Genomic DNA, 4,203 nt, shown 5'->3' with positions numbered 1-4,203 from the left:
AAATTAACAGTAGAACGCCACCATGATTTTTTTTCTGAAAAGTCATTATTTTTTGACTGCTCTTTTTTCTGCAATGGATGAACTGTGAATGAAGCAACATCAACAACTGCAACACCCCTCAACACACTGACAGCCCTAGCGTCGGCTCTCGCCCTGTCTCTGATCGCTTGGTCACGTTTTCGTTGTTCCTGCCCCTCTTTAGAACGCCATTTTTTACGACTCATGTTTTGCATCGGAGGGCGATCTAGTTCAATAGCTTTTGCTAAATATAAAATAGACTTGTCAAAATCCTTTGCATCTTCTGCTTTTTTAGCTAAATCGATCATTATGTTTTTTTGTTCTTCTAGCGTTCTATGACTGACGCGAGATTTTAAGCCTGCATTTTTCAAATGCTTATTTTGAACTCTTGCCCATTGTTTACGCCATTCGTGCAAGGTTTTTTCTTCATCCCATTCACGTACTTTTTTACCAAAACCTGACGGGGTTATTTCTCTTGTCGTAATCATCACATGGGCATGAGGATTTTTATTATCTTTATCATTATGTAAAACAAAGTCACATATAATGCCTTTATCAACGAAATGATTTAATAAAAAATCTTTCATCAATGCTATGTTTTGTTCATTTGATAATTCAGTCGGTAAAGTTATCTTGAATTCTTTTGCAGTTCTAGAGTTCGATCTAGTCTCTTTCTTCTCAACAATATTCCATAAAATTTCAGATGGAACATGAAGACAATCAGGGATATTTTTTGGTCGCAATATTTCAGCATAAAATAGATCGTCACGGTCTAGCGATTTCTCGCCGTGGATTTCACCAGTGCGATGGTCAATCATAACCGAACGATGACGGTATGCAGCTTTTGCAACTGAGCTGACACCATCAGAACGGCTGACGTTCTGCATTTCTAATCTATATAAAGCCATATTAATACCTCATAAATGGAACCCCTTTTTTTGTGTGGGTTGGGTTTAAAGTTTGACGCAAGGAAAACTTTGGTTTTAGCCGTCGGCAGACCCCGGCAAACTTTAGTTTGCGTAACCGGGCATTCCTTAGCTTTTCTTTTTCGATAAATCTCAAAATAAAAGAGGAATGAAAACCTAACTAGCTTTTCTTTCGCTGATATATAAATTAACTCTGATTAAATTAAAGTCAAATTTGACAATATTTAATGGTTACGATATTGCATAAAATATAATAAATAAAAGGTGGGGGGGTAAAATGAGAATAAAACATAAAATAGATGCACTTCAAATGTTCTACTATAACGATCATGATAGTAACTATATTTTAGCTCTGGAGTTTTTACTTGATCAGCTTAAAGAAGGTGTGTCTTTCAAAATGGCAAAAGAAAGAGCATTTAAAGAAGCCAAAGACCGTTTAGAAAACACAATAAGACAGACATTAGAACTTGAAGAAGAAAAATATTCAGAAAGTGAAATAAAATTTTCCATTGAAGAGGCACAAAATGATTTTAGCTTTTTGTGTGTATTTGATGAGATGACATCTATTTATGACCAGTACGGTTTTTCAGGTTTGTATGAGCTATTTTTTATAAAATATAAAGCAATGAAAAACGAAAGATTAGAACGCAACGAAAATAACGAGGATTATTGATATGGGAAGTAAAAAAACATTAGAGCAAAAAATGGCACTTGCACAAGATAGATTATCTAAACTTAAAAAAGAAGCATCGCAGAAAGAAAGAAAGGCTAGGGAGCATATAAAATTTAAAGCAGGCGGAGAAGTTACTAGGGTCTTTGGATTGGATTATGACGAAGCTGTTTTATTAGGTTTTCTAGCTATCTATGACAAGCTGAAACCTGAGCAAAAAGCACAGATAAAAATTGACGGTGAAAACATCATAAAATCACGTCTAGAAAACGCTGACAAGTAGCAGGGCTTTGCACTGCTGCTTGGAAGTGTTGAACAAGCAAGAACCCGCCAGCGGCGGGGCTTGTGCGTTAGTCTTCACGATAGCCCGGCGTTGTGGTATGTTTAAAAAACATATCATCCGGGAGAGTGAAAAATGTCTCAAAAAAAAGAGCAAAAAACAGCAGAAAAACCAGTCGCTGGGCCACTGAGAAAACACAGAACTAGAACTGAAAAAATAGACGATTTGAAGAAACAGATTAGTGACCTGAGAAAAGCAGAAAGAGAAGAACGCCAAAGAGCTAGAAATGAAATATTGTTGGCTGTTGGTAAAGCTGTTTACGAAAAAGCAGGAAAGCCAAAGAATATTTATGGCTTGCAGCAGTTTGTAGAGTCAGAAGAATTTAAAGTAGACTTTAAAAACGATTTCTAACCATGAAGGGGCATCCTAGCCCCTTTCGATTTGGTCTATTTGTTTATATCTTTTGGCTAATGCTTTAACTGCATGTTCTGTTGTATTCATTTTTTCAGCTACATCACGCCACTTTAACCCATCTTTAAAATGTAGGTTGTATGCTGTTTTTCTGCGGCTTTCAGCTTCTGATTCATAATCCTCACGAGGTAATGCAATATAACGCCTGACAGTTCTTTCATGAATGCCTAATTTTTTGGATAAATATTTAGCTGTATTTTTTCTTTTAACTGCTCTTATTGCTGCCATAATAGTTACTCCGCATCTGCTTTCATGATCTGTTCTAACATTTTATTGCTTTTGGCTTTACTTCTAACTTTTGTTTTTTTCTTTCCAGCGTTCTTTTTTCCTCTAAAAGATTGGATGGATGAAAAACATTCCTTATTGAAGTTTCGCCACGTCCATTTTGCAACACTCTTTGCTGTTGCTTTTATCTCGTTATAACTTAATAGATTGCTACCATTACAGAAGGTATTTAATCCGTCAGCTTTTAATATCAGTTCTCTTTCCCATATTTCATAGTTACTTTTTTCTTTAAAATTTAATACGGATTTGTATGCATATTGTCTTAGGTCTTCAAACAGATTAACATTGCGTCCTAGACCATCTGCGGGCAATCTTTTTTGTTCTTGAATATCATCCGGTATAAATTCACTTAGATAGCTGAGATCATACGCTTCAACATTACCCCAAATCGTACGCCATTCTGCTTCATTGATTGGGTTTTTCATTAGCACATCAGCATATGCACGATCTGCTTTTAATCTATCTGTAAATCCTTTTTGTATAAGGCTTGCAAGCTTTAATGGTTTTGTTCTAGCGTTGTCTGTCTTGCATACAGGAGCTTTTAAAGCATAAAGCAAATGAGCATGACCATTTTTTGTATTTTGAATAATTATATTAGGCTTAGGCAATCCGCAATCATCCCATGCGATTGCACCTTCTGGTTGGTCTATATCAAACACAAAACCATTCATAAAATAGTTGTTATTATAGCCAATGTATTTTTTATTTAATGCTTTGTTTTTAGGCTTTCTGTATGTGCCGTTTTCGAAATCATCAGCACATAAAACCCACGATTGAATTTGATTTATATACTTATCTCTGTTATATTCTTCTTGTATTAACATATTTTGTTTTCCCTTTTTTTATATGCCCCCGATTTTTTTCCTGTCGCCAAACATCGAAAAATCGGGGGTTTTTGTTTTCTGTTACCGTTCTAACACTTTTTCCGTATGTGTCAAGTCGGGCAACTTTAACCATATCAGATAGTGATCGGTTTTTTGGTCTTAAGGCAGGGCTTGCCCTGCCTGTGTTGTGTTAACGCCTAAGGATGAGTAAAGCTCTTATGTATGCGTATACCCACATGAGCACTATATCGATTACTACTGAAACCATCAGTACGGCTAAAAAACCGCCAAAGCCTCGCGGCTCTACCATTAACCAACTGATCCATAAGGATAATATACATAACACTATGCTCATTTTTTCTCTCTTTCCTATTTTGTATTGTCCGTGATCTGATTATCGCATCTTCCTTTTTGCGCTTCCTGCTCTATGAGCGTGCTCTAAAACGTCCTGTAACGCATTCTGAGGCGTTTTCTCACTGTCAGCGTGTGATTGCTTAACTTGGTATGAGATCGCAGCCTGTGGAGTCCTCACGTTTGCCCTGTCACTCATCTCCTGCCATTTTTGCTTCGTAATAATCAAACCAGTCACCGGATCAGTCATTAAATCGTCTGATGCATGGACATCGTTTTTAATATCTTTTTTAGTTGAGAACTTAGCTTTAATATTTTTTATAAAATTAACAGTAGAACGCCACCATGATTTTTTTTCTGAAAAGTCATTATTTTTTG

7 protein-coding genes are annotated in these 4,203 nt (G+C 36.1%); 3 read left to right on the top strand and 4 right to left on the bottom strand.

Going from position 1 to position 4,203, the window contains the following annotated elements; all coding sequences use genetic code 11:
- Positions 1–926, bottom strand: a 926-nt coding sequence (gene mobQ / locus V6944_RS23210) for a MobQ family relaxase (protein ID WP_333500667.1), incomplete at its 3' end; no start/stop codon positions are given.
- 295 nt (positions 927–1,221) lie between these two features.
- Between mobQ and V6944_RS23205 the strand changes: the two genes are divergently transcribed.
- The 3 genes from V6944_RS23205 (at position 1,222) to V6944_RS23195 (ending at position 2,305) form a co-directional block, all read left to right on the top strand.
- Positions 1,222–1,617: a hypothetical protein gene (locus V6944_RS23205; protein WP_333500666.1), complete on the top strand. Its 396-nt coding sequence runs from the start codon at positions 1,222–1,224 to the stop codon at positions 1,615–1,617.
- Between the two features lies 1 nt (position 1,618).
- The gene (gene traD / locus V6944_RS23200; RefSeq protein ID WP_182577296.1) at positions 1,619–1,897 is read left to right on the top strand and encodes a conjugal transfer protein TraD; all 279 of its coding nucleotides are present in this window, start codon (positions 1,619–1,621) and stop codon (positions 1,895–1,897) included.
- Positions 1,898–2,029: 132 nt separating this feature from the next.
- On the top strand, positions 2,030–2,305 hold the full coding sequence (locus tag V6944_RS23195) for a hypothetical protein (RefSeq protein ID WP_053514984.1): 276 nt from the start codon (positions 2,030–2,032) through the stop codon (positions 2,303–2,305).
- 15 nt (positions 2,306–2,320) lie between these two features.
- On the opposite strand, the gene V6944_RS23190 is transcribed toward V6944_RS23195, so the two are convergent.
- The 3 genes from V6944_RS23190 to V6944_RS23180 all read right to left on the bottom strand — a co-directional run.
- Positions 2,321–2,593 carry an HTH domain-containing protein gene (locus tag V6944_RS23190; protein ID WP_136049307.1) on the bottom strand — a complete coding sequence of 91 codons (273 nt, stop codon included), beginning with the start codon at positions 2,591–2,593 and terminating at the stop codon, positions 2,321–2,323.
- Positions 2,594–2,598: 5 nt separating this feature from the next.
- Positions 2,599–3,474, bottom strand: coding sequence for a replication initiation protein (locus V6944_RS23185; RefSeq protein ID WP_136049308.1), 876 nt, complete (start codon positions 3,472–3,474; stop codon positions 2,599–2,601).
- Between the two features lie 394 nt (positions 3,475–3,868).
- Positions 3,869–4,203, bottom strand: a 335-nt coding sequence (locus V6944_RS23180; RefSeq protein ID WP_333500665.1) for a hypothetical protein, incomplete at its 5' end; no start/stop codon positions are given.

Source organism: Kluyvera sp. CHPC 1.2972 (genome assembly GCF_036759925.1).
Taxonomy (GTDB): Bacteria; Pseudomonadota; Gammaproteobacteria; order Enterobacterales; family Enterobacteriaceae; genus Kluyvera.
This window is presented reverse-complemented; position numbering and strand designations above follow the sequence as displayed.